Annotated in this window: 21 protein-coding genes; 15 read left to right on the top strand and 6 right to left on the bottom strand. The window is 64.5% G+C overall.

All coding sequences use genetic code 11. The features are described from left to right. Window position 1: 1 nt before the first annotated feature. From GJ633_RS02620 to GJ633_RS02605, 4 genes are read left to right on the top strand one after another with little or no spacing between them, the layout of a single operon-like run. The gene (locus GJ633_RS02620; protein ID WP_156586882.1) at window positions 2-964 is read left to right on the top strand and encodes an NAD(P)-dependent oxidoreductase; all 963 of its coding nucleotides are present in this window, start codon (window positions 2-4) and stop codon (window positions 962-964) included. Continuing rightward, complete coding sequence (locus GJ633_RS02615; protein ID WP_156586880.1) at window positions 961-2,406, top strand: aldehyde dehydrogenase family protein; 1,446 nt, start codon at window positions 961-963, stop codon at window positions 2,404-2,406. The genes GJ633_RS02620 and GJ633_RS02615 overlap by 4 nt, the downstream gene beginning before the upstream one ends. Before the next feature lies 1 nt (window position 2,407). After that, window positions 2,408-3,172: a creatininase family protein gene (locus tag GJ633_RS02610; RefSeq protein ID WP_156586878.1), complete on the top strand. Its 765-nt coding sequence runs from the start codon at window positions 2,408-2,410 to the stop codon at window positions 3,170-3,172. A gap of 39 nt (window positions 3,173-3,211) precedes the next feature. After that, window positions 3,212-4,906 (top strand): thiamine pyrophosphate-binding protein, encoded by a 1,695-nt coding sequence (locus GJ633_RS02605; RefSeq protein ID WP_156586876.1) that lies wholly within the window; start codon window positions 3,212-3,214, stop codon window positions 4,904-4,906. 259 nt (window positions 4,907-5,165) lie between these two features. Here GJ633_RS02605 and GJ633_RS02600 read toward each other — a convergent pair whose 3' ends face one another. Both GJ633_RS02600 and GJ633_RS02595 read right to left on the bottom strand, forming a co-directional pair. Continuing rightward, window positions 5,166-5,690 carry a peroxiredoxin gene (locus tag GJ633_RS02600; RefSeq protein WP_156586874.1) on the bottom strand — a complete coding sequence of 175 codons (525 nt, stop codon included), beginning with the start codon at window positions 5,688-5,690 and terminating at the stop codon, window positions 5,166-5,168. After that, on the bottom strand, window positions 5,687-6,151 hold the full coding sequence (locus tag GJ633_RS02595; RefSeq protein WP_231741206.1) for a hypothetical protein: 465 nt from the start codon (window positions 6,149-6,151) through the stop codon (window positions 5,687-5,689). The genes GJ633_RS02600 and GJ633_RS02595 overlap by 4 nt, the downstream gene beginning before the upstream one ends. Window positions 6,152-6,251: 100 nt before the next feature. Between GJ633_RS02595 and GJ633_RS02590 the strand changes: the two genes are divergently transcribed. The 9 genes from GJ633_RS02590 (at window position 6,252) to GJ633_RS02550 (ending at window position 16,330) form a co-directional block, all read left to right on the top strand. Next, window positions 6,252-7,643 (top strand): radical SAM protein, encoded by a 1,392-nt coding sequence (locus GJ633_RS02590; protein WP_156586872.1) that lies wholly within the window; start codon window positions 6,252-6,254, stop codon window positions 7,641-7,643. 1 nt (window position 7,644) lies between these two features. Beyond that, entirely contained in the window at window positions 7,645-8,352 is a 708-nt protein-coding gene (locus GJ633_RS02585; RefSeq protein WP_156586870.1) for a class I SAM-dependent methyltransferase, read from the top strand. Between the two features lie 224 nt (window positions 8,353-8,576). Beyond that, window positions 8,577-9,071: a hypothetical protein gene (locus GJ633_RS02580; RefSeq protein WP_156586868.1), complete on the top strand. Its 495-nt coding sequence runs from the start codon at window positions 8,577-8,579 to the stop codon at window positions 9,069-9,071. 210 nt (window positions 9,072-9,281) lie between these two features. After that, on the top strand, window positions 9,282-10,718 hold the full coding sequence (locus GJ633_RS02575) for a dihydrolipoyl dehydrogenase (RefSeq protein ID WP_156586866.1): 1,437 nt from the start codon (window positions 9,282-9,284) through the stop codon (window positions 10,716-10,718). A 208-nt stretch (window positions 10,719-10,926) separates the two neighbouring features. Further along, entirely contained in the window at window positions 10,927-11,283 is a 357-nt protein-coding gene (locus tag GJ633_RS02570; protein ID WP_156586864.1) for a DsrE family protein, read from the top strand. A 369-nt stretch (window positions 11,284-11,652) separates the two neighbouring features. Beyond that, window positions 11,653-13,182 (top strand): HAMP domain-containing sensor histidine kinase, encoded by a 1,530-nt coding sequence (locus GJ633_RS02565; protein ID WP_156586862.1) that lies wholly within the window; start codon window positions 11,653-11,655, stop codon window positions 13,180-13,182. Window positions 13,183-13,454: 272 nt separating this feature from the next. Next, entirely contained in the window at window positions 13,455-14,396 is a 942-nt protein-coding gene (locus GJ633_RS02560) for a DUF3179 domain-containing protein (protein WP_197431198.1), read from the top strand. Then, entirely contained in the window at window positions 14,383-14,991 is a 609-nt protein-coding gene (locus GJ633_RS02555) for a hypothetical protein (protein WP_156586860.1), read from the top strand. The genes GJ633_RS02560 and GJ633_RS02555 overlap by 14 nt, the downstream gene beginning before the upstream one ends. A 235-nt stretch (window positions 14,992-15,226) precedes the next feature. Then, on the top strand, window positions 15,227-16,330 hold the full coding sequence (locus tag GJ633_RS02550; RefSeq protein WP_321168872.1) for a putative sulfate/molybdate transporter: 1,104 nt from the start codon (window positions 15,227-15,229) through the stop codon (window positions 16,328-16,330). An 85-nt stretch (window positions 16,331-16,415) separates the two neighbouring features. On the opposite strand, the gene GJ633_RS02545 is transcribed toward GJ633_RS02550, so the two are convergent. Continuing rightward, window positions 16,416-17,234, bottom strand: coding sequence for an aldo/keto reductase (locus GJ633_RS02545; RefSeq protein WP_156586858.1), 819 nt, complete (start codon window positions 17,232-17,234; stop codon window positions 16,416-16,418). Between the two features lie 366 nt (window positions 17,235-17,600). On the opposite strand from GJ633_RS02545, the gene GJ633_RS02540 reads away from it, so the two are divergent. Then, the gene (locus GJ633_RS02540) at window positions 17,601-19,130 is read left to right on the top strand and encodes a DASS family sodium-coupled anion symporter (protein WP_156586856.1); all 1,530 of its coding nucleotides are present in this window, start codon (window positions 17,601-17,603) and stop codon (window positions 19,128-19,130) included. A 192-nt stretch (window positions 19,131-19,322) separates the two neighbouring features. Here GJ633_RS02540 and GJ633_RS02535 read toward each other — a convergent pair whose 3' ends face one another. The 3 genes from GJ633_RS02535 to GJ633_RS02525 form a co-directional block, all read right to left on the bottom strand. Beyond that, complete coding sequence (locus GJ633_RS02535; protein WP_156586855.1) at window positions 19,323-19,730, bottom strand: PIN domain-containing protein; 408 nt, start codon at window positions 19,728-19,730, stop codon at window positions 19,323-19,325. After that, a complete protein-coding gene (locus tag GJ633_RS02530; protein WP_156586853.1) occupies window positions 19,727-19,972 on the bottom strand; it encodes an antitoxin VapB family protein in 246 nt (81 codons plus the stop codon). The genes GJ633_RS02535 and GJ633_RS02530 overlap by 4 nt, the downstream gene beginning before the upstream one ends. A gap of 295 nt (window positions 19,973-20,267) precedes the next feature. Then, entirely contained in the window at window positions 20,268-21,107 is an 840-nt protein-coding gene (locus GJ633_RS02525; protein ID WP_156586851.1) for a CPBP family intramembrane glutamic endopeptidase, read from the bottom strand. A 285-nt stretch (window positions 21,108-21,392) separates the two neighbouring features. Here GJ633_RS02525 and GJ633_RS02520 point away from each other — a divergent pair, with 285 nt between their 5' ends. After that, window positions 21,393-22,373 carry a phosphoribosyltransferase family protein gene (locus GJ633_RS02520; protein WP_156586893.1) on the top strand — a complete coding sequence of 327 codons (981 nt, stop codon included), beginning with the start codon at window positions 21,393-21,395 and terminating at the stop codon, window positions 22,371-22,373. Window positions 22,374-22,705: the final 332 nt, after the last annotated feature.

Below are 22,705 nucleotides of genomic sequence, written 5' to 3'. Positions count from 1 at the left end.
GATGACAGTGTTAGTCATTGGCTCGTCGGGCTACCTCGGCGAGTACGTCGTCAGCGAACTGCTGCGGCGGGACCACGACGTCGTCGGATTCGATCTCCAGCCCGGGGACGTCGACGGTCGAAACGAGGATAACTACACGTTCGAGCGGGGCGATATGACGTCGTTCGCGGACCTGTCCGACGTTATCACGAGTCACGACGTGACGGCTGCGATCCAGTTGGCGTACTACGGAACTCCGGAGAACGGGCTGCTCGATTCGGCCGAGGACGATCCGTATCACGCATCGAACACGAACGTCACGGGCTTCGGAAACGTTCTGGAGGCGACCCGGCAGTTCGACCTCGACTCGTTGGTGTGGGCGTCCTCGACGGTGGTGTACGGAACGCCCGAGTACTACGACGAGTTGGGATTCGACACCGTCGACGAAGAGAGCCCGACAGCGCCCAACTCGTTGTACGGCGCCTGTAAGTCCCACAACGAGTACCTGAGTTCGATGTACCGGGAGGAGTACGATCTGGACATCGCGGGGATCCGCCTGCCGTTGATATACGGACCGAGCCGATACCCGGGCGCGCAACCGTTCATCGTCGAGATGTTCGAGACGGTCGCCGCGGGCGGACGGATCGAGCTACACGACGGCGAAACGACGTGGGACCTCCTGTACGAGCGCGACACCGGGCCGTTGTTCGCGTCCGTGTTGGAGACGGGCGAGTTCGAGCACGCGATTTACAATATCGTTGGACACACCGTCACCGTCCGCGAATTGGCCGCACTGGCCGAGGCCGAGGCACCGGAAGGGGCGGCGGTTTCGGTCGCCGACGGCGACAACGCCCCAATTCCCGCCCCGCTCGACGACAGCCGCTTCCACGCCGAATTCGAGTACCGACCGGCGTACGACGCCGAACGGGCGGTTCGAGATTACATCGATACGTTGACCGACGCGACCACCAGCAACAGATCATGACAACAAATTATCAGTTTATCGGCGGCGAGTGGAGAGAGGGGCAAAGCGACGACGAGATAGTCGTTCGAGATCCGGCCGACCCGGCGGAGCCGATCGGAGCCTTCCCGGGAGCGAGCGGGGGACAGACGGCGGACGCTATCGCCGCTGCGAAACGGGCGAGCACGCAGTGGGGTCAGACGACGCCAGATACGCGCGACGCCGTGCTGTACGACGTCGCGGACCGGATCGAAGCCGAACTGGAGGACCTCGCAGAGACCATCTCTCGGGAGGAGGGAAAACCCATCTCGTCGAGTCGGGGTGAGGTGGCACGCACCGCCGAGATGTTCCGCTACTTCGCCGGGTACGCGCGGCGATCGACGGGAGACACGGTCCCGTCGAACGACCCGGAGACGTTCACGTACACCGTTCGAGAACCGCTCGGCGTCGTCGCGCTCATTACGCCGTGGAACTTCCCGATCGGCACGCCGGGGTGGAAGCTCGCACCGGCGTTGGCCACGGGGAACACCGTCGTGTTCAAACCGTCCTCGGAGACGCCGATGATCGCGAGACGGCTCGTCGAGATTCTCTCGGCAGAGGGCGTTCCCGATGGCGTCGTGAACTTGATCGTCGGTGCCGGGTCGACCGTCGGTGACGACCTCACCACGCACGAGGACGTGGACGGGGTGTCCTTCACCGGTTCCACGGAGATCGGAAGCCACATCGGCGAAACGGTCGCGAGTCGGGGGATCCCGATCCAGACGGAGATGGGGGGCAAGAATCCGCTGGTCGTGCTGCCCGACGCGGACGTAGAATCCGCGGCCGACGCGACCATCGCTGGTGCGTTCGGTGGCACCGGCCAAGCGTGTACGGCGACGAGTCGTCTCATCGTCCATCGGGACATCTCACGACGGGTCGTCGATGCGGTCGTCGAGCGCGCGGAATCGCTCACGATCGGCCCCGGGATGGAGGATCCGGACATGGGCCCGGCGGTCTCGGCCGATCAGGACGAAACGAACTTCGAGTACGTGGACCTCGCCCAAAAGGAGGGCGCGACTCTGCGTACCGGTGGAGACCGTCCAGACGGGATGGAGTCGGGATATTACATCGAACCGACCGTCTTCACCGACGTCGACCCCGAGATGCGCGTTGCACAGGAGGAGATCTTCGGGCCCGTTCTCTCCGTGATCGAGGTCGCAGATTACGACGAAGCCCTCGAGGTGGCAAACGATATCGACTACGGGCTCTCTGCGAGTGTCTTCACCGCAGACATGGCGAAGGCTCGAGACTTCGTCCGGAGCGTCGAGGCGGGTGTGATCAAAGTGAACGGCACGACGACGGGATCCGACATTCAGATGCCGTTCGGCGGGATGAAAGCGTCGTCGTCCGAGACGCACAAGGAACTCGGCCAGCGCGCGTACAAGTTCTACACCCACGAGAAAGCGGTCTACCGAACGGATCCGTGACATGGTCCGACATATTTGGGCGGAAAACACACGGCGAGACCTCGAATCGGTCGATCCCGAAGAGGCGGTCGTCCTGTTGCCGACCGGCGCGATCGAACAGCACGGCGGCCATCTCCCCATCGGAACGGACACGTTTATCGCCGAGTCGGTCGTGAGGGCGGCCGCCGCGGAGGGCGACGACGTGTTCGCACTGCCGGCGCTCCCTTACGGATACTCACCGCACCACGGCGGGGTTCCCGGGACGATCACGCTCTCTTCGGAGACGTATCTCAGCGTCGTCTCAGACGTGTTGTCCAGCCTCCTCGAGGCAGGCTTCGAACACCTCGCCGTCGTCAACGGTCACGGTGGCAATCGATCGCTCCTGAACACGGCGGCCAGCGACTTCCGCTTCGAGGCGGGAGTCTCCGTCGCGACGCTCTCGTACTGGGATCTGATCGCCGAAGAGATCGCGACGGTTCGGGAGTCGACACAGGGGGGTGTTTCCCACGCGGGAGAGCTAGAGACCTCACTGCTGTTGTACCTCTCCGAGGAGTTGGTGGGGGACCAACGAGAGGATTTTATCCGCGAGGATCACGACGGGTTCGGTCGTACCGACCTGTTCGGAACCGCCGCAGTATATTACCCGCAACACTTCGATGAAATGACCGAAACGGGGGTTTCTGGCACGCCGTCTGCGGCGGATCGGGAAACCGGCGAACGGCTGTTTGAAGCTGCCGTGGCAGAACTCGTCGCGTTCACCCAGGTCTATCCCACCTGGAATGAGTAACCGCCAACGTTTATTAGGGATCCACCACAGGATAAGTATATGCGAGTAGCTGACGCTGTGGCCAAGTTCTTTCAAGAGGCGGGGGTCTCGAAAACGTACGGCGTCGTCGGCGAAAGCGTCCTCGACTACGTTGACGCACTCCGATCGAATCCAGACATCGATTACGTACCGGTTCGACACGAGCAGTCGGGCGCGCTCGCGGCGAGCGGATTCGCCCGCTCGACCACGGAGCCCGCCGTCTGTATCGGCCACGTGGGTGCCGGAGCATCGAACCTGGTCAACGGGATGGCCGACGCGTACAAGGACAACATACCCGTTGTGGCGCTCACGGGAAACGCAGAATCCGAATCCCTCGGACGGGACGTGTGGCACGAGGTGGACCACCTCGACATGTTCGAGCCGGTCACGGACTGGAACGTCCGACTCGAGCACGTCGAACGGGTGCCCCAGGTGATGCGGGAGGCGATGAACCGACTCAATACCGGCAGTCCGGGACCGATACATATCGACCTACCGAGCGACGTCGCCGCCGAGGAACTCCCCGAAGAGACCGTCGAAGAAGTACGGGAAGCCCTCGCGGCGACGCCCGGGCCGTCCCCACCCAGAAACCGGGTCAGACCACCAGACACGGAGGTCGATTCGGCGGTCGAGAGGTTCCTCGAGGCGGAGAATCCGATCGTCTTAGCCGGGGGTGAATCGCTGCTCGCCGGCGCAGATGAGGCTCTTCAGTCACTCATGGAGTACGCGCGGTGTCCGCTACTCACGTCGCTCACCGCTCGGGGAGTGGTTTCCGAGTACGACGAGTACTGTTTCGGCGCGCTCGGTACGCTCGGGCGAATCGCGGCGAAGTCGGTCGCCGACGACGCAGATTTCGTCCTCGCACTCGGCACGAGCCTCACCGACATTGAAACGTTCAACTTCACGCTGTTCGAGGACGCAGAGATCGTCCAGGTGTCGCTCGCTGAAGGGGAACTCGCGCGGCAGTATTCGGTCGACCAGGCCGTATTCGCGGATCCGACGGCGTTCACCCGGGAGTTCGAACAATCACTGCGTGAGAAGACCGACGGCCCGTTGCCAGAACCTCCGGAAATGGACGAGTACAACCGGGAGTTCCGCGATGAGCTCGAAGCGGTGACGAATCCCGACGACGACGCGCTCGAAGATACAGACGCCGGACTGGTGAATCCGTACGTTCCCCTCACGCGGATTACCAAAGAGAAGGATCCGGACGACATTATCTGTTCGGCATCTGGAAAGAACACCCTCTGGTCAAGTTTAATCCCGATTACGAATGCTGGAACCTTTCTGAAATCTGTCGGTCTCGGGACGATGGGATTTGCCTTTCCGGCTGGCCTCGGTGCCCAGACTGGCGACGACGCGGTCACGGTGTACGTCGTGATCGGTGACGGTGACTTCTCGATGGTGGCACAAGAGCTCGAAACGTGTGTCCGCGAGGACCTCCCGCTCGTCGTCGTCGTGTTCAACGACGAGCAGTTGTCTTCGATCAAACAGCACCAGCAAGACTCGTACGGGGAGCGATATCTCGGCGTCGACTACACCGACGTCGACTTTGCGACCGTCGCCGAGGGGTTCGGCGCAACGGGGATCCGTGTCGAGTCCGGCGACGAGTTCGCTACTGCGTTACATACCGCGTCCGACGTGGACGGACCGGCCGTTATCGATACGAAAACGGACCCCTCGATCGAGGCTCCCTCTCTGTACTACGAAACATAAATAACTTTAATAGAACAAAAATAGAACATGACGAGAATATAAATTAACAGATAGATAACATTTGATCCCGCACTATTCTCGTACATCTCTCCGCGGCACCCGATCACGAGATGGCGGTCTCACAAGATGACGGTCGAGTACCCGTCTCCCGCTCGTCGATACGGACGAATTCAACGGACTCGCCGCGGAGGTAGTCTCCGGTCGTTTCCCAGGGGGCGACTTCCCGCGACGGCGAGGAGGTTGAACGGTTCGTCGACGGTCACCCGTCGGCGCCGTCGCGTTCGGCGGTGAGCGCGTCCAGTTCAGAGAGGATCTCGTCCACGTCGGGCCGGTCGAACGTCGACGACCCCTGATGAACGTACGCGATCCGGGATGCCGCGCCTCGTCTGTCCACGATGACGACCTCGGGCATTCGGCCCAGGAAGTCGCTGAACCGTCCGAGAACGCCGAACCGCACCGGCTGGTCGTACGCCTCGCCCGCGGTCGCGTCGGGATCCGCGAGCAGCGGATACGGCAGGTCGTAGCGGTCCTGCCACTCCGCGACGCGCTCCGCCGGCTCCGGGACGATCGAGACGACCTCCGCGTTCCGGTCGTGGAACGCGTCAATGCGGTCCGCGAGCGTCCGGACCTGCTGGCGACAGTTCGTACAGTAGTGGTCCCGCTGGAAGAACAGGACGGCGAACTCGACGTCGTCTGGGAGCGCAGACAGCGAGAAGGGGTCCGGCCCGACGGCGACGTTCTCCAGTTTGAAGTCGGGTACCGGCCCGGTCTCGTCGAGGGTCATGCGAGCGCCTCCTCGACGGCGGTGACGACCTCCTCCGGCGTCGGTACGTCGTGTCCCTGGCGGAACAGGTCCCCGCCGACGACCATGACCGGCGCGTGGTAGCCGCCGCGACGGAGCGCGAACGGGAGGTGCGTCCACCAGGAGCGGACGCTGACCCGGACGTCGGCGTCGACGCGGGCCGCGGCGACGTCGGCCGCGCGGGTGAAGCGGTGACACTCCCGGCAGAAGCGCTCCGGAATGCGGAGCCCGCCGTGGGTGCCGGTGACCACGTAGACGACGATCTCGACGTCGGCGCTCGAACCGTCGTCGTGCCACGGCCACAGCGACGCCACGAGCCGATTTCGACGTTCGGGGTCGGGGCTCGTCTCGTCGGGTTCGCCGTCGACGACGGGGTTCGTCCCGCCAGAATCGCCGTCGACGGTCGGGTCCGTCGGTTCTTCGGTTCCGATCGATCGGCTCACGCCGGCTCTCCGAGCCACGACGACATAAAGCCGGCCGCGCTCGGCCGACACGCACACACAACCGCCCGAGGGTTATGGTGTCCTCCTCGTCACCCATCGTATGGCCCACGCCGACGCCGACCGGCGGCTCGATTCGACGACGAGCCTCTGTCCGACCTGTCTCGAGCGCGTTCCCGGCGAGTACGTGACCGACGAGGAGTCGGTGTACCTCCACCGGGAGTGTCCGGAGCACGGCGAGACGACGCGACGGGTCTGGGACTCGCTGGACCACTGGGAGTGGGCGGCGGGGTTCGAGCCCGACGCCGCGTTCGACCCGGAGAGCGCGTTCACCGTCGACAACGACCACGCCTGTCTCGCGGTGGTGGAGGTTACCTCCGACTGTAACCTCTCGTGTTCTTACTGCTTCGCGAGTTCGGGCCCCGGCGGGAGCCACCGACCCACGGAGGAGGTCGAGACGCTCCTCGAGACGATCGTAGAGAGCGGTGGGACGCGCCCGATCCAGTTCTCCGGCGGCGAGCCGACGGTCCGGGAGGACCTCCCGGACCTCGTCGAACTCGCCCGAGAGATGGGGTTCGAGCACGTCCAGGTCAACACCAACGGCATCGCGCTGGCCGAGCGCGACCGCTACGCCGAGCGGCTGGCCGACGCCGGCGTGACCGCGATCTACCTCCAGTTCGACGGGCTCCGGCCGGAGACGTACGAGGCGATCCGCGAGGTCGACCTGGCGGCGACGAAACGCGCGGCCGTCGACGCCTGCCGCGAGGCAGACCTCCCCGTCGTGTTGGTTCCCACGGTCGTGCCCGGCACCAACGACGACGAGATGGGCGACATCGTCCGGTACGCGATGGAGAACCTCGACGTCGTCGAGGCGGTGAACTTCCAGCCGGTCGCCCACTTCGGGCGGTACGAGACCGACCGCGGACGGTTCTCGCTCGACACCGCCGCGGAGCGGCTCGCGGAGGGGTTCGCGGCGATCGAGCCGCGAGACCTCATGCCCGTCCCGTGCTGTTCGGCGTACTGTCAGTCCGCGACCGCGCTGTTCCCGACCGACGACGGCCCGGTCGCGCTGACACAGTTCCTCGACGACGCGCTGTTCGAGGAGCTGTCGGGGTTCGTCGACGAGGCCGACTGGATGGAGCTGATCGCGAACACGCCCGCCGGCAAGGACGCCGCCTGCTGTTCGACCGGCTGCTGTGGGAGCGTGGAGCTACCCGCCGGCGCCGACGAGATCCTCGACCGGGCGCTCCCGGTGTCGCTGACGGGGTTCATGGACGCCGACGCCGCCGACGCCGAGCGGCTGGACAACTGCTGTATCTCCGTGCCGACCGAGGACGGCGAGCTCGTCCCCTTCTGTGGCTACAACATGACGACCGACGACGGTCGCTACGCGATCCGCACGCGGAACGGCTGGGGCGGGCGTCCGGCCGTGAACGAACCGGTGCCGGACGCCGCCGGCGAGGGTGACGGGGCGCTCCCGACGGACGGGGACTGAGATGAAGGGACTCATAGAGTCCGCGGTGGCGAACCCGTGGCGCACGCTCCAGACCGTCCTCGACGGCCCGCTCCACCCCGGCGGACGGGAGGCGACGGAGGCCCTGCTCGACCGCGCCGACGTGACGGCGGGAACGCGAATGGTCGACGTCGGGTGCGGCGCGGGAGAGGGAGTCGCGACCGCCCGGCGGCGCGGCGCGGACGCGGTCGGCGTCGACCGGGATCCCGACGTCGCCGCCGCGGCGACGCTTCGCGGAGACCTAACGCGGCTCCCGCTCCGCGACGGGAGCGTCGACGTCGTCCTCGGCGAGTGCGTCTACTGTCTCGTCGGGGACCGGGACCGCGCGCTGACGGAGGCGCGCAGGGTTCTCCGCCCCGACGGGCGACTCGCGCTGTCCGACGTCGTCGTCGAGGGCGACCTCCCCCCGCTGCCGGACTCGATCGTCCGGGCGCTGTGTCTCGAACACGCGAGCAGTCGGTCGGCGACGATCGCGGCGGTGGAGGACGCCGGATTCGCGGTCGACGACGTCCGTGACCACCGCGAGGACCTGTTGAGGATGCGCGACGAGATCGGCGATCGGATCGACTACGAGCGGCTCCTGCCGCTGCTCGGGGAGCACGGGGCCGACATCCTCGACGGGATCGAGGCCCTCGAGGCCGCAGCCGAAGAGGGACGGATCGGCTACGTCTCGTTGGTCGCGAGCCGATAGCGGTCGCAACGGCGGAAGCGAGCGGTGGCTCCAGCGCGCTGGACCGGCTCGCGACCGCACCCGACGATCTCGCCGGGACGAATGCGATCGGACTGACTCGGCCGAACTGACTCGACCGACCTCGTCGTCGCTATAACGCGATTTCCCGATGGTAACCCGGTTACCTATCACTCAGCTTAGCGTTAATACGTCGCCGCGAGGGAGAGTACGTGTGGTAACCCAACATGGCAACTGAGACCGGAACCGCGTCCGCGGCGGCGGGCGTCACGTCACGACAGTGGGCCGGCGGGGCGGTCGGCGGCTTCGTCGGGAGCGTCCCGTTCGGATTGATGATGATGTACGTCATGCCCCCGCCGCTCCTCGAGATGGCGATCCCGGCGATGTACGGGATCGAGGGGCCGGCACTGGCCGCGGGCTGGGCTATCCACCAGTTCCACGGCGTCGTCCTCGGGCTCGGCTACGTCGCGCTGGTCGAGGTCGGCGGACTGCGCGAGACCGCCCGGAGCCTCCGGGGCTCGCTGGGGCTGGCCGTCGCGTACGGCGTTCTGACCACGGTGGTACTGGCGGTGCTCGTGATGCCGATCTGGCTCGGCGCGCTCGGGTTTCCCGGCGCGCCGCCGTTCCCGAACGTCGCGATCCCGGCGACGATCGTCTCGACGGTCGGGCACGTTGTGTACGCGATCCCGGTTGCAGTCGCGTACTCGGTCGTCTCCGAGTAGCGTCCCCCCACCGTCCGAGCGTCATCCGTGCATCATCCCCCTCCCCCTCGTCAGAGGGACACGATCTCCCACTACTTCTCCGGCAGTCGCCCCCGATCCGTTCGGGTAGCGATCAGCAAGTGTACGCGGATGGAAGTGTACACGGGTGGAAGTGTACGCGGGTCGAACGCCCGCGGGTGATTATTAGTACAGGCCCGCTACAAGTGCGACATGGACGAAGTTGATTTTCTGGTCATCGGCTCCGGGTCAGGGCTAGACGTAGCCAACGTGGCTGCGAACCAGGGACTGTCGGTCGCGGTCGTCGAGAAGGGACCGCTCGGCGGGACGTGTCTCAACCGCGGGTGTATCCCGTCGAAGATGTTGCTCTACCACGCGGACGTGCTGGAGACGATCGAACGCGCCGGTGAGTTTCACATCGACGCGGACGTAGCCGACGTCGACTTCTCGGCGATCGTCCGCGAAGTCAACGAGGAGGTCCGCGCCGATTCGGCGTCGATCAGAGAGGGACTGCGTTCGTCTCCCCGACACGACCTCTACGAGGGCGAAGGCCGGTTCGTCGACGAGCGAACGGTCGAGATCGTGAGCGGCGAAGACGAAGGCTCCCGAGTCCAGGCCGAAACGGTCCTCATCGCCGCCGGAACCCGCCCCGTGATTCCAGACATCGACGGTATCGAGGGGGTGAATTACCTCACGAGCACCGAGGCGCTCCGGTTCGAGACGCCGCCGGACCACCTCGTGATCGTCGGAGGCGGGTACATCGCGGCGGAACTCGGGCACTTCTTCGGGACGTTCGGGAGCGACGTGACGATCGTCGGACGGCGTCCGAATCTGCTCCCGGAAGCCGACGAGGAGGTCGCAGACGCGTTCACCGATCGGTACGCCGAGCGATTCACCGTCCACACGGGTCACGCGGCCACCGCGGTCTCGGAGGCGGACGGGACGGTGACCGTCGAGGCACACCCGTACGAGTACGGAGAAGGCGACGACGAGGGTGGCGTCGTCGACGAGGACTCCGTGACCGTGACGGGCGACGAACTGCTCGTCGCCGCGGGTCGCACGCCGAACACGGATCGCCTCGATCTCGATTCGGCGGGCGTCGAGACGGACGCCCGCGGCTTCGTCGAGACCGACGAGTACCTCCGCACGACCGCCGACGGCGTGTGGGCGCTCGGCGACGTCGTCGGCGAGTACCTGCTGAAACACAGCGCGAACCACGAGGCACAGGCCGTCGCCCGGAACCTCTTCGGCGACGAACTGCAGGCGGTCGACTACACCGCGATGCCGTTCGCGGTGTTCGCCTCGCCGGAGGTGGCCGGCGTCGGCGCACGCGAGGAGGACCTCAGGGAGGCCGACCGCGAGTACGCGACGCGGACGTACCGATACGACGAGACCGCGCGAGGCGACGCGATGAAGGCGGACGGATTCCTGAAGGCGATCATCGACCTCGACGGAGAGATCCTCGGCTGTCACATCATCGGTCCGGAAGCGTCGAATCTCCTCCAAGAGGTCGTCGTGGCGATGAACGCCGGATCGGGCACCGTCCAGGACATCCGCGAGTCCGTCCACATCCACCCCGCCCTGTCCGAAGTCGTCCAACGCGGGTTCTCCGGACAGTTCAGTCGCGGAGGTGGTGGCCACACCCACTAGTCGGTTCGGGGCCGCCGACGCGGTCAGACACGAAACCGGAGACGAATAGGAGACCGGAGCCGAATGCGAGACTGGATGCAAATAGGGGACCGGAGACGACGCCAGAGTTCTGCGGGACATCTATCGTATATATACCTTTCTCGGGAGCGTACCCGGACCACACAACTACAGCCGAAATATATCGGCACGGATAGTACTGGGAGGCGTAATGGCGAAAGCAGCAGTCATCATCCTCGCAGGAACGGACGGGCACGCCAACGTCGGTCGACTCGTGAACGGTCTCGAGGCGGCAAAGGAATTCGCCGAGGCCGACGGCGACGAGGTCGAACTGATCTTCGACGGGGCGGGGACGCAGTGGATTCCCGAACTCGAAGACGAAGACAGCGACTACCACGAACTGTACCAGGCGGTCCGCGACGACACCTCGGTCTGTGACTACTGTTCCGGGGCGTTCGGCGTCGAAGACGCCGTCGCCGACGCCGGCGTGGTAACGCTCGACGACCACGACGGCCACCCGAGCATCCGCTCGCTGGTCGACGACGACTACGAGATCATCACGTTCTGAGTGTCGCTCCGGCACCCACGAGAACCGAACCTCGGGTACCCGCCTCACACGGGCGTCGACGCGAGGGGATAGCGACGAGCGTGGCCGTTTCAGTTCGGCGTATCGGCAGCGGTGGTACGTCGACGAGTCGACAGCGGTGGTGCGTCGGCGGAACGACCACAGTGGATTGGCTGCCGGTTACACGGTACTCCGCGTACCGGAATCCTCGTCAGCCGTCTGTTCCGGGAGCTATAACTCACGCCGGCGTTCTACGATCGACAGTGACAGTGATCCGGTCGTGATACCCTCCTCGGTGGTGCCGCACGTGCGCCGGGCGCAGTACGCCGAGAGCGAGCGCCGGTGCCTCCTGCTCCGGAGGCACAGGGAACGATGAGCCTGACAGACCGGGTCGAGCCGGCCGGGCTGCTCGTCGCGGTCTCGGGGTTCGCAATCACCCGACTGTTCGTCGCGGAGACGCTCAGAATCGACGCCGCACTCCCGTTTCTGTTCGCGGGGGTGCTCCCGCTCGTCGTCGGATTGGGATTGAGCGTCTACGGCGTCGCACTCGCCGTCGGACCGTTCGCGACCGAGTACGTGAACACGGTCGCGCGGTGGCACGCCCTCGGTATCGCGGCGATGGCCGTCGTGCTGGGGATCACGGCGATCGACCAGTCGCTTCGCACCGGAGCTGCCGCCGTCAGCGTCGAGTCGCCCCTGCTCGCCGCGAACGTGCTCTTGGGCGGTGCCGTGGGTGGGACGCTCACCGGGATCCGGTCGGGGAAGGTACTCCGCCACCAGCGGGAGATTCGCCGGTCCGCGAACCGCGCGCTTCTCGTCAATCGGCTGCTCAAACACGAGGTGCTGAACGCGATCACGATCATCGACGGACACGCCGACCTGCTGAGCGACAGCGACCGCGACCGCCCCGCCTCGACGGCGGCGATCCGTCGGGCCGTCGAGCGGATCCGCGCGACGATCGACGAGGTCGAGGTCGTCGCCAGAGATAACGGCCGGACGGGCCGAACCGATCTCGAGGAGATCGTCCGCGACGAGGTCGCCGCGCTCCGGGGGTCCCACGACGTCGACCCGCGGGTCGACGTCCACGCCGCCGACACGGAAACCGCCGTGGACGACCGCGTCGCGCTCGTGGTCCGCGAACTGTTACAGAACGCCGCCAGCCACGGCGAGTCGGCGAGCCTCACCGTCGAAATCAGCGAGACGGCCCACGCGATCGAGCTGTCGATCGCCGACGACGGGTCGGGGCTTCCGGAACGACAACGGGCGCTGCTCGAGAGGGGTGAGTTCCCCGAGTTCGACGACCCCTCCGCCGGGTTCGGTCTCCAGGTCGTGCGTCTGCTCGTCGTCCAGTTCGGGGGCGACATCCGGGTGAGTACCGCGAACGGCGACGGGAGCGGGACGAAGATCACGGTCGTGTTGCCACGCGACGAACGGGAGGGAATAAGCCCGGAGACGATCGGTCTCGGAGTCCCGACGCTCCTCGGGGCCATCGCCGGCGGGATTCTCGGCGGCGTCGCGATGGGCGTCTTCTTCCAGGTCGCGACCGGCGTGTTGCCGGTCATCGGGTCGCTATACGGGATCCAGAGCCCCCTCGTAGGATGGATCACGCACCTGTTCCACAGCGTCGTCTTCGGGCTGCTGTTCGCCGCCGGGAGCGCCACGCCGCGTGCGCGTCGCGTCGCGTCTGGAGCGGTCGGGTCGGGACTCCTCGGCGTGGGCTGGGGGATCGCACTCTGGCTGGTCGCGGCGGGACTCCTGATGCCGGTCTGGCTCAGACTCCTCGGGATCCCGGCACCCGTCCCGAATCTCACGCTCACGGGGCTCCTCGCCCACGCGCTCTGGGGGGCGGTCCTGGGCGTCTCGTACCGGTGGGTGAGCGACGCCGGTCTCGTCGACCGGTGAGGAGGCAGAACGCGGTTACCTCGCGGTTAGGGCGCGCTTTTGTCCATCGAGCGCGAAGGTGTGGGTATGAGTCGCACGCCGACGCGCAGATCTGTCCTCGCTACGTTCGGCGTCAGCGCGCTCGCGGGGTGTCTCAGCGGGTCCCGCGGTGCGACGAGCCGGAGCGCCGGAGGAGGCTCCGAGAGCGAGATCGCGAGCAACGCAACGGACGAGTCCGGGTCGCCGCGGGAACCGCGCCCGTGCCGACCGCTGACGACCGACTCCCGTTACTGATGGACCCGGCCGATATCCGGGAGCTGGCGGTGTCCGGAGGCCCGCCGAAGGACGGGATCCCCTCTATCGACGACCCGTCGTTCGTCTCCGCCGAGCAGGCGTCGGAGTGGCTCGATCCCGGCGATCCCGTGTTCGGAGTCGCGGGGAGCGACGACCGGAAGGCGTACCCGCAGTCGATCCTCGTGCATCACGAGATCTGTAACGACGTCGTCGACGGGAGGGCCGTCAGCGTGACATACTGTCCCCTCACCGGGACCGCGATGGGGTTCGAGCGCGGCGAGACGACCTTCGGCGTCTCCGGTCGGCTGGTGAATAACAACCTGATAATGTACGATCGGGCCACCGAAACGTGGTGGCCGCAGGTGCTCTCCACCGCCATTCCCGGTCCCTGGAACGAAGAGCCACCGATCCGATCGCTCTCGCAGTTTCGCGTCGTCTGGACCACCTGGGAGCGGTGGCGGAACGCGCATCCGGACACGGCAGTGCTCTCACGCGACTCCGGGTTCGCCAACAACTACGAGTACGACCCGTACGGTTCGTACAATCCCCGCTCGGGGTACTACGAGCCGGATTCCGAACCGCTGTTCCAGTCGCTGTCCGGGAACGATCGGCTCGAACCCAAGCAGGTCGTCATCGGAACGCGAACGCCAGCGGGGGCCGCCGCGTTCGAGAAGTCGACGCTCCGAGAGCGGAACGTGATCCAGGGGACGCTCGGCGAGCGTCCCGTCGTCGCGGTGTACGAACCGACGCTCGATACGGGGTACGTCTTCGAGAACCCCGAAGCAGAGCGGTTCGAGTACCGCGACGGCCGGATCGTCGACGAGAGCGGAGAGACGTACGATCCGACCGCGCTCCCGGGAGCGCGCCTGCTCGCGTTCGACGCGATGTGGTTCGCCTGGAGCGGCTTCTACCCGGAGACGTCCCTCTATGCCCGGAACTGATCGCCGCCTCACACTCCGTCGCCTCACACCCGCGGTCGACGTGCTCGCGCGAACGCGAGCCGCGCTCGGAGTCGCCCGAACGCGACGGGACTCCCGGCTCGTCCTCGTCGGTGCGGGACTGACCTACCTCGTCGCGTACCTCTTCACCGTCGGCGACCTGGCTCTCGGCGGCGGATCCGGCGTGACGGTCCGCGTCGCCGACGACCTCTCGCGGGCGTTTGCGAGCCTCGGATTCTTCCGGTTCGGTGCGATCGCGGTCATCTCTGCGGGACCGATCACGTACCTGTTCTCGCCGCTGAACGCACTCCTCGCGATCGCGCTCGCCGCCCTCGTCGGCGCGAACCTCGCGCTCACGTACCTCGGTCTCGTCCAGCCCCGTGCCTGCGGACTGGAGGGATCGACCGGCGTGATCGCGGGGATTCCGGCGCTGCTGTCGGGGGCGGCCTGTTGCGGTCCGACGATCCTCCTCGTTATCGGCGTCCAAGCCAGCGCGACGATCGTCACGGGGTTCCAGCTCATGGTCCCCGTCGCGTTCGCGATGCTCGTCGGGAGCCTCTTGTTGGTGGGGCGGAAGGTCGATCCGACGTTGCTTTGAGGGCCCGTGCGTTCCGCCGCCACGCGACTGTTGAACCAGCGTCGCGAGACGCTCGTGGAGCCCGGTCTGTTCCGACGACCACAGCCGAAGTTCGACGTCCGGGCCGGTGGAACCGCACTCACCGCGGGCGCGTCCCCGGACACGTAATCGATTTACAGTACGAGATGGCACAACGCCACCGGATCCGATTACCGAACAGGTTCATACGGTTGGCACACCCAAGCGACCAGCAGTGGTGAATCCGAGCGAGTACGGACGGGCGAAGACGATCGAGATCTCGTTCGGTGAGCTCACCGGAGCGTTGGGAGATTCGGTTACGGTCTTCCCGGTCGTCGTCGCCATCGGAGCGTTAACCGAGCTCTCGCTCGCGCACCTCCTCCTCGGATTTGCAGCGTTTCAGGTCGTGTGGGGGCTCTACTACGGGCTCCCGGTCTCGGTGGAGCCGATGAAGGCCCTCGCTGCGCTGGTGATCGCGGGCTCGCTCACCGCCGGCGAGCTCGCGGCCGCGGGACTGCTCGCCGGCGTCGTCCTCCTCGTCGTCGGGACGACGGGGACGCTCGGCCACGTCACGCGGTTCGTCGGCCAGCCGCTGGTCCGCGGCGTCCAGGTCGCGGTCGGGCTCATTCTCCTCGAGACCGGCGTCCACCTCAGCCTCGGGAACGTCCCGCTCGCGCTCCTCGCAGCGGGCGTCGCCGCGGTCGCCGTGCTCGCGGGCTACCGGCGCGCGAGCGCGCTCGTCGTCCTCTGTGTCGGGGTCGGCGTCGCGGTCCTCCAGTCGGGAGTGCCCGCACCGGCCGTGCCGTCGCTCGCGGTCGGCCTGCCGGGTCCGGAGGCGGTGTCGATCGCGGCCCTCGAAGGGACGCTCGCACAGCTGGCGATGACGGTCGGCAACGCGGCCGTCGCGACCTCGCTCCTGCTCTCGGACTACTACGACGCGGACGTCTCGGCCGACGAGCTGGCGACGAGCATGGGGGCGATGAACCTCGTCGCGATCCCCCTCGGCGCGATGCCGATGTGCCACGGGAGCGGCGGCGTGGCCGGGAAGTACGCCTTCGGCGCTCGAACCGCCGGCTCGAACCTCATCTTGGGCGCGATCTACGCGGTCGCTGCCGTCATCGGGGTGGGCGTCGTGGCCGCGTTCCCCCTCCCGATGCTCGGCGTGGTGCTCGCGCTGATAGCGGTCGAACTCGTGCGGGCCGGGCTCGACACGGAGTGGCTGTCGCTGACGGTCGGCGTCGGCCTGCTCGGACTGGTGACGAACGTCGGCGTCGCGTTCCTCGCGGGCACGATCGGATACCTCCTCCTCGACCGATACGTCCCGCTCGATCGGGGTCGGTGACGGTCACACCGATCGAAGCGCGCCGGCCTCGGACCTCGTCACGCGCCGCGGATCCGTCCGTCGGTCACGCGGATCCGTCGGTCACTCAGGTCCAGTCGTGCGCGGGGGTGTCGTAGACGGGGTCGTCGCGGTCGAGTGCGTCGAGCCGGGCCGCGTCGTCCGCGTCCAGCTCCCAGTCGAACAGCGCGAGGTTCTCGCGGACGTGCGCCGGGGAGTTGGATTTCGGCAACACCACGATCCCCTGGTCGACCGCCCACTTCAACACGATCTGGGCGGGTGAGCGGTCGTAGGTCTCCGCGAGTTCGGTAACGATCTCGTCGTCGAACAGCGCGCCTCGGGCCAGCGGCGCGGCCGCTTCGACCACCGTGTCGGACTCGCGACAGTACTCCACCAGGTCCGGCCGCTGGAAGTACGGGTGAAACTCGATCTGGTTGACCGCGATCGGCACGTCGGCGACGTGATGGGCACAGCTCAGCTGGTACGCCGAGAAGTTCGACACGCCCACGTTCCGGATCAACCCCCGATCGTGGAGCTTCGCCATCGCCGACAGCGTCTCCCGAAGCGAAATCGCCGGATTCGGCCAGTGAATCAGGTACAGATCCAGATAGTCGGTCCCCAACCGCTCCAACGAATCCTCACACGCCTCGATCACCGAATTGTAGTTGAGATGCTCCGGCGACACCTTCGACGTGAGAAACACCTCCTCACGGTCGTACTCGGCCAACACCTCGCCGAGCTCCGCCTCGTTCCGATACCCCTCCGCGGTGTCCAGGTGACCGTACCCGGCGTCGAGCGCCGCGCGAACGGCCCCATCCAACGACTCCTCCTCGAGCGCCCACGTCCCGAACCCCACGAGCGGCAGCTCGTCACCGCTCGGCAACGTCCGCGTCGGAATATCAGACATGACCTGACAGTCTAACCAAGAGTAATTAAGTCCTTGGAAGCCCCGGTCCGCTCGGCCCCGCCGCCCACGCCATCCTCCCCCACGAACTGAAAAACCGCACCAACAGGACACGAGAGAGCAGAAAAGAGAACATGTCACATCGGCTCGTTCGATCTCTCTTGTTTATCGGCTACGTCTCGTGGTGTGCGGGTATCACCCTACGCTCGTGGGTGTTATACTTCTGCAACGTGGGACTATCGCCGCTCGCGGGGCCCACAACCGAGTCACGATGAGATGAGAGCGGTCCTCGGAGGACGACGCGGCCGTAGCGGCGTCCATCCCGATCAGAGAAAGCGTATAATACACGTCGTGTTCGAATCCACAGCTATGTTCTCGAATATCGGCGTGTCCCGCGGCTCTATCGGCCTGGTTCTCGGACCGACCTCGTTTCTCGGACTGGCCCTCGTGACGCCGTTCGGACTCACTCCCGAGGTGACCGCCGTCCTCGCGAGCACGACGTGGGTCGTCATCTGGTGGGTCACCGAGGCGATCCCGATCCCGGTCACGTCGCTTCTCCCCGTCGTTCTCTTCCCGACGACTGGCGTGATGACCGTCGGAAGTGCAACGGCACCGTACGCCGACCCGATTGTCTTTCTGCTCCTCGGTGGGTTTCTCATCGCGCTCGCTATCGAGCGCTGGAACCTGCATCACCGATTGTCGCTACTCATCATCTCCACCGTCGGCACAAGTGGGAAGGGGCTCGTGTTCGGCTTTATGGGAGCGACCGCGTTCCTCTCGATGTGGATCTCGAATACGGCGACGGCGATGATGATGGTGCCGATCGGGGCTGCCGTCGTCGTCGAACTCACGGCGATCGGCGGTCGAAAAACCCCGCCGCTCGACCGCGACGAACTCGAAGCGCCGAACGATCCACTCGACGTCGAGGGGGAACTGCTCCACGGCTTCGAATCTGACGCGGCCGAACTCCCGAACACCTCGTTCGGGTTGGCGGTGATGCTCGGCATCGCCTACGGCGCGTCGATCGGCGGGGCCGCAACCCTCATCGGAAGCCCGCCGAACGCGGTGCTCGCCGGCGTGGCAGAGTCGAGCCTCGGCGTCGAGATCGGCTTTCTCGACTGGATGCTGGTCGGGGTGCCAATCGCCGTGATCTTCCTGCTCATCACGTGGGTGCTGCTCGTGGTGGTCCTGCGTCCGACGATCGATCGTCGGCCGGGGCGGACGGACGTCATCGACGCGCAGCTGCGCGAATTAGGAGCTATGACGAACGGCGAACGACGCGTCCTCGCCGTGTTCGGACTCGTCGCCGCTTGCTGGATCGCGCGGCCGTTCGTCCTCCAGCCCGTCGTACCGATGCTCACCGATGCGATGATCGCCGTCGCCGGAGCCGTCCTCGTGTTTTTGATCCCAGTCGATGGGGACCGACTGCTCGACTGGGAGTACACCGCTCGGGTACCGTGGGGTGTCTTATTGTTACTGGGTGCCGGATTTTCGATCGCACGTGGATTTCAGGAGAGCGGGCTCGACGACGTCGTCGCAGACGCGATCGCCACCCTCGGAATCACGGAACTCGCGGGGATGGTTCTGCTGATTGCGACGGTCGTGATTCTGCTCACGAACGTCACGTCGAACACGGCCACTGCGTCGCTGTTCATGCCGATCACGGTGAGTATCGGAGCGGCTATCGGCGTCACTCCGCTCACGCTGATGACAACCGCCGCGTTCGCCGCCTCGTTCGCGTTCATGCTTCCCGTCGCCACCGCACCGAACGCCATCGTCTTCGGGAGTGGCTACCTGACGATCCCACAGATGGCGAAGATCGGATTCGTCGTCACGCTTCCGGCGATCCTCGTCATTTCGGCGTTCGCCATCTGGTGGATCCCGTTGGTGTGGGCGTAGTCGACACGCCCGTTACGATCGAGAGAAACGAGTACGGGATCCGTCATAGGATTCGACGGCGTCAGTCACCGGTCCCGGCGAAGCGCCCAGACCGATCGTGCCGGAATTTCTCGACGAACCCCTTCGCAAAAGCGTGGCGAGATTCGGAGAGCGTCACTTCCCGTGTGATCGCACAGGTCCCGAAGATCCGAGTTACTGAGACGTTCGATAATTCAGCACTTCGACTTCCTTTGTCGTCGCTGCGTGAGTGAGGTCACTATCGGCAGATACAACCGGCGAGTCGAGTTCGCGACCGACCGCTGCGACCAGCGCATCGACGCCGTCGAGGAACGGACCTTCTGGCCCGATATCGTCGGCGATGTAGCCGGCCTCAATCGAGAGGTCCTCGTCAACGGTGTACACCTCAGTCCATGCGAGCGCGTCGATCACTTCGTCGACATCGACGTCAGGCAGGTTCCCGACGCCAACCAGCGTCTCGGCGTACGCTGGTGCCGGCACGATCCATACCTCATCGGCGCCGTCGTTCGCTTCGTAGAACCGTTTCGCAGCGGGATCGCCGTTCAGGTAGTCGATAAGGAAGTTCGCGTCCAAGACCTTCATGGAGTCCCGCTCAACCGACGCATCCGGTCCTTCCGCTCCTCCTTCGCCTCCTCTCGCTCGTCGCGGATGCGGTCGGCCGCTTCGTCAGATACCGTCCCGAACCCGTCGTAGAAGTCGCTCTCGTTCTTCTCCGACAGCAGTCGTTCGAGGACATCGTTGTAGCTCTCACCCTCGCTCCGACGGCGGTCGAGGCTCCGTTTCACCCGCTCGCTCACGCGGATCTGTTCGTCAGCAGTGGCCATCTGTGTGTCAACGTTGGCGTTGACACGGCTTGAACGTTGGGACGAATAGATCGGAGCCCACATCAGCCACAGAACCAAGGTATAAACAGACGATAGGTTTTGTTGAAATCCTCAGCAAGTGACAGATACTGACCAAGTTGCGGTCAATCCAGGTGGTCCACACACCGACACACAGTACGGATCTACCTACATTGTGTCAGAACTCCGTGCGAGATACAGAGGGTGGATGCAGCAGACCGCCAGCGTTCATTTCGGGCCAGCAGAGATGAAACAGCTGTTAGAACGAACGCGCACACTACCTGTTTCTTGCAGAATTGCCAGGAACGAGTGGATCAGGTGGTGAAGCCGCCAGGTACGACGGGCCATATGCGACGACAAGGCCGATACTGAACAGTACTAACAGGATTTCGCCGGAATACTGTCCGATGCCGTTGAGTTCTGTCGCTGGAACTATCACTTGCGGGAGGTTGCCGAGGGCGTGCATCAGCATCGGGAAGAGTAGACTCCCGCCAGTGCTGTTGTAGATCCATGCGAACACAACCGACCGGGCGATAAGCCACACCCCAAACGTCCCCCAGAGAGCGGCAGTGTCGTACGCCGCAAAGTCAAATAGATAAAACAGCGGGAGATGCCAGATGACCCAGATACCGCCGATGCCTAGTGCAGCGACGAATGCGGAGTAGCGCTCTTGAAGTCTCGGTTGAGCAAACCCACGCCAGCCAAACTCTTCGAGGGCTCCCGCGAAGAACAGCACCACAACAAAATTCAGTACATAGTGCCACCACGGGGACGGGAGTACTTCTATCGACCCACCGGTAATAAGATGGATGCCGCTTTCGGCAAGTCCGTTTGCGAATAGAAACGGCAAGCCAATGGCGATGACGTACCACCGCGGCTTGACGCGCCACTTCGTGACTTGGCCGGCCCACTCACGAAGGTTTCCGTCGAGGAGCCACGTGACAAGCACTGCGGCGATAAGTGGTCCCCACGTACGGGGGAGTTCACCCAGCAACAGGCCGGGCGAAGGTCCGACAGTCACGTAGATGATGGCATCGTACGTATAGGTCCAGAGGAACGCGAGAACGAAAAAGCTAGAGCAGGGATGTTCCCGAATCACCGGTTTGAACCGGCTCATATCACTACTTTTCCTGCTTGATGGATAAAATAGTACTGACAGTCTACGATAACATCGGTCGCTCGTATTGCGGTGATACTGGCCAGTGACTCCATATGAGATAGGGAACACACGTACCGAGCGTATCACAATTTACTCGATTCTTGTCAGGAACGGCCGACAAGACCTAGAGACAGACTCCATTAAATGGCTGCTTCATTAATGGCATACATATCGCGGCGGACGGCGACGTATCCGCTAGTAAGCATGAGATAACTTTGAGGTCATCAATTGTTCGTGGAGAACATGAATTACAGGAGGGTCGCGGATCTCACCGTCGACACCCGCCAGTTCGCTCAGGAGAACCTTTCGGACGTTGACTTAGTCGTCGGGATCCCCCGAAGCGGTCTGTTGGCCGCAAACCTCCTGTGTCTCCATCTTAACGTCCCGATGACGGACGTTGACAGGCTTTGTGAAGGCCGCCTGATGGACTCCGGCGAACGGTGCGCGGAGGATCTCTCCCTCCGTGAGTTCGACTCCGTGCTTGTCGTGGACGACTCCGTTCGCTCGGGAAGTCAAATGACCGAAACCCGGAACAGGCTCGAAGAACACGAGTTCCCGTTCGACCTCTCGTACGGCGCGATATACGTTTCAACGCGAGGGTGCGAATACGTCGACCACTGGGAAGAGGTCGTCCCTATGCCTCGGATATTTGAGTGGAACACGATGCATCACCCGGTGTTGAACGACGCCTGCGTGGACATCGATGGGGTTCTCTGTCGCGACCCCACGCCGATGGAGAACGACGACGGGGACCGGTATCGGGAGTTCCTGTCGACAGTGGATCCGAACATCGTTCCGGACCAACGGATCGGACATCTCGTCACGAGCAGACTTGAGACCTATCGACCGGAGACCGAAAACTGGCTAGACGAACACGGAGTTCAGTACGACAACCTCGTGATGATGGACCTCCCGAGTAAGGCGGCTCGACAAGAGCGCGGAAATCACGCGCAATACAAGATAGAAGTCTACGACTCGACGGAGGCGCTTCTCTTTATTGAGAGCGATCCGCGGCAGGCGGCGGAGATCAACCGACGGACCGACAAACCGGTCCTCTGTTACGAGACCATGGAGATGTTCCAGCCCGGCCGCGTGAAGCGCTCGTATCGAACAGCCGGGCGGTTCGCATCGAGATTCAGAGACAATCCCGTGTCGTTCACCACGGCGGCCGTGAAACATCTGTTTTATCGCAACTACTATTTTATTTCCGATAGGATTTCGTGAGACCACACCCCCCCACAGATGCCCTCTCGACGCCACCTTTCCCGTGATTCAGATGCGATCAGCACAGCGCGCGTATCTCGCACAAAATCAGTTTCGATTCGGTCAGACCAGATCGGCCGATATAAGACTTCTAACGCTTAATTATCTGTATCTATTCGTGTTCCATCAACGAGGATCTTATCAGTACCTGTTACATTGACAACGTGATTCGGAGTCTCAAACTGCAAACGCCAAGAGTTACTCTCGTGGTTCACCAAATCCTGTCATTGCATCCGTTGATATTGTATCGTTAGTATTGACAATATCGAGATTTACTGGATCAACTCCCCTCT

It is taken from the genome of Halorubrum sp. CBA1125, assembly GCF_009742825.1.
Taxonomy (GTDB): domain Archaea; phylum Halobacteriota; class Halobacteria; order Halobacteriales; family Haloferacaceae; genus Halorubrum.
This window is presented reverse-complemented; position numbering and strand designations above follow the sequence as displayed.

What these genes read in the sequence shown, in the direction of transcription:
- GJ633_RS02620 (WP_156586882.1), top strand. Translation starts at nt 2, where the DNA reads ATGACAGTGTTAGTCATTGGCTCGTCGGGCTACCTCGGCGAGTACGTC.
- GJ633_RS02615 (WP_156586880.1), top strand. Translation starts at nt 961, where the DNA reads ATGACAACAAATTATCAGTTTATCGGCGGCGAGTGGAGAGAGGGGCAA.
- GJ633_RS02610 (WP_156586878.1), top strand. Translation starts at nt 2,408, where the DNA reads ATGGTCCGACATATTTGGGCGGAAAACACACGGCGAGACCTCGAATCG.
- GJ633_RS02605 (WP_156586876.1), top strand. Translation starts at nt 3,212, where the DNA reads ATGCGAGTAGCTGACGCTGTGGCCAAGTTCTTTCAAGAGGCGGGGGTC.
- GJ633_RS02600 (WP_156586874.1), bottom strand. Translation starts at nt 5,690, where the DNA reads ATGACCCTCGACGAGACCGGGCCGGTACCCGACTTCAAACTGGAGAAC.
- GJ633_RS02590 (WP_156586872.1), top strand. Translation starts at nt 6,252, where the DNA reads ATGGCCCACGCCGACGCCGACCGGCGGCTCGATTCGACGACGAGCCTC.
- GJ633_RS02585 (WP_156586870.1), top strand. Translation starts at nt 7,645, where the DNA reads ATGAAGGGACTCATAGAGTCCGCGGTGGCGAACCCGTGGCGCACGCTC.
- GJ633_RS02580 (WP_156586868.1), top strand. Translation starts at nt 8,577, where the DNA reads ATGGCAACTGAGACCGGAACCGCGTCCGCGGCGGCGGGCGTCACGTCA.
- GJ633_RS02575 (WP_156586866.1), top strand. Translation starts at nt 9,282, where the DNA reads ATGGACGAAGTTGATTTTCTGGTCATCGGCTCCGGGTCAGGGCTAGAC.
- GJ633_RS02570 (WP_156586864.1), top strand. Translation starts at nt 10,927, where the DNA reads ATGGCGAAAGCAGCAGTCATCATCCTCGCAGGAACGGACGGGCACGCC.
- GJ633_RS02565 (WP_156586862.1), top strand. Translation starts at nt 11,653, where the DNA reads ATGAGCCTGACAGACCGGGTCGAGCCGGCCGGGCTGCTCGTCGCGGTC.
- GJ633_RS02560 (WP_197431198.1), top strand. Translation starts at nt 13,455, where the DNA reads ATGGACCCGGCCGATATCCGGGAGCTGGCGGTGTCCGGAGGCCCGCCG.
- GJ633_RS02555 (WP_156586860.1), top strand. Translation starts at nt 14,383, where the DNA reads ATGCCCGGAACTGATCGCCGCCTCACACTCCGTCGCCTCACACCCGCG.
- GJ633_RS02545 (WP_156586858.1), bottom strand. Translation starts at nt 17,234, where the DNA reads ATGTCTGATATTCCGACGCGGACGTTGCCGAGCGGTGACGAGCTGCCG.
- GJ633_RS02540 (WP_156586856.1), top strand. Translation starts at nt 17,601, where the DNA reads ATGTTCTCGAATATCGGCGTGTCCCGCGGCTCTATCGGCCTGGTTCTC.
- GJ633_RS02535 (WP_156586855.1), bottom strand. Translation starts at nt 19,730, where the DNA reads ATGAAGGTCTTGGACGCGAACTTCCTTATCGACTACCTGAACGGCGAT.
- GJ633_RS02530 (WP_156586853.1), bottom strand. Translation starts at nt 19,972, where the DNA reads ATGGCCACTGCTGACGAACAGATCCGCGTGAGCGAGCGGGTGAAACGG.
- GJ633_RS02525 (WP_156586851.1), bottom strand. Translation starts at nt 21,107, where the DNA reads ATGAGCCGGTTCAAACCGGTGATTCGGGAACATCCCTGCTCTAGCTTT.
- GJ633_RS02520 (WP_156586893.1), top strand. Translation starts at nt 21,393, where the DNA reads ATGAATTACAGGAGGGTCGCGGATCTCACCGTCGACACCCGCCAGTTC.